The sequence below is a fragment of the Velocimicrobium porci genome (genome assembly GCF_009696045.1).
GTDB classification, from domain to species: domain Bacteria; phylum Bacillota; class Clostridia; order Lachnospirales; family Lachnospiraceae; genus Velocimicrobium; species Velocimicrobium porci.
The window spans coordinates 1-1,279 of the sequence record NZ_VUMT01000068.1 but is presented as its reverse complement, the minus strand read 5'-3'; the positions used below and the strand labels follow the sequence as shown (position 1 = coordinate 1,279).

Here is a 1,279-nt window from a genome sequence, read left to right as displayed (position 1 = left end):
CCTTTCTTGGATAGTGGATTTTAGTTTTTTGTCAACTCTATTATACCATATCCGGTGAGGAGTTATTTGTTTTTAGATAACAAAAAATGCCGTATTTATGCGGCTTGTGGCGTTTCACAAACGCCTATGTGATAAAGTACTAATGTGAGGTGAGAGTTTTGGAAAAAAGCTGCTTTATTCAGAAATGGAAAAGTGATTTTGAATTTAGAACCATTTTCAATTCTATAATATCCTTCGGAATTACAGTATTGTTTGAGAAGGTGCCTAGAAGTTATATTGCAGTACGGATTTGGGTGGCGGTTCAGACGAAATCAGATCGGATTCTGCAGGATATTGATTTGCTGGATGAAATCAATCAGAAAACCAAGTGTGTAGTACAGCTGACGCTGATCCTGTCTTTTATCAATGATACGGAGGAAAGCATCAAAGCGATTCTTGATGAATATATACGGATGGGCGTAAAGGGCATTATCTGTTTTAATATGGGGCTTACACTGAGGGATGATATTTGTAAAGGATACAAAGGTAGAACTATTAGAGAAAGGTAAGGATGACTGGTATAAAGTCAAAGGAACGTGTGTTGCCGGAAAAGTTATCAGTGGATATTGCAGTAGTCGTTATTTGAAATAATTTCCGATTTGAAATGCAAAAACAAGCCTCTTAGAGTTATCATATCATCATTCTTTGGGGCTTGTTTTTTATATTTAGTGCGAATGTGAAGTGAACATAAAAACCCTGGGAGATTCGCACCAAAATTTTGTGGTGCAAAATATACAATGATTGCAAAATAAGAGAAATTAATATTGATTTTTGAAATAGAATTTGTATAATAGTAATAGAAAGAACAAAAGAAATGATATAAAAATTGTTCGATTTTGCTGTCGAAGTCTGTATAGGCTTCGTGGATTGAAATATATAATTTAAAAGTCTATATTCTATAAACGATGATGTGAAGTTTAATGATTTAGGGTTATTCTTCAGAGCAAAGTTGTTGTATGAGAGCATTGATGAACTTGGATGAGAGAGGAGATTTAATATTTAACTAAAATTACCAAGAATTCCCCCGCTTTTATAAGTGGCGGGATGAATTGGTATTTTTTTGTTGTGAAGTTCTTGAAAATGATGTATAATATATTCAGTAGTAATTACACAAAAGGTATTATATAAATGGAATTGGAAAGTAATAATCATTCAGTGTTCTATATGAATTATCATCTTATTCTTGTTGTGAAATATAGAAGACGAGTGATAAATGATGAAATATCAAATCGACTAAAAG

General features: G+C 32.7%; 2 protein-coding genes. Both read left to right on the top strand.

Features of this window, described 5'->3' with window-relative positions; all coding sequences use genetic code 11:
- Window positions 1–158: 158 nt before the first annotated feature.
- The gene (locus FYJ58_RS15270; protein WP_331464217.1) at window positions 159–548 is read left to right on the top strand and encodes a hypothetical protein; all 390 of its coding nucleotides are present in this window, start codon (window positions 159–161) and stop codon (window positions 546–548) included.
- Between the two features lie 619 nt (window positions 549–1,167).
- The coding region (locus FYJ58_RS14655; protein WP_205839291.1) for a transposase at window positions 1,168–1,279 on the top strand (112 nt) is incomplete at its 3' end.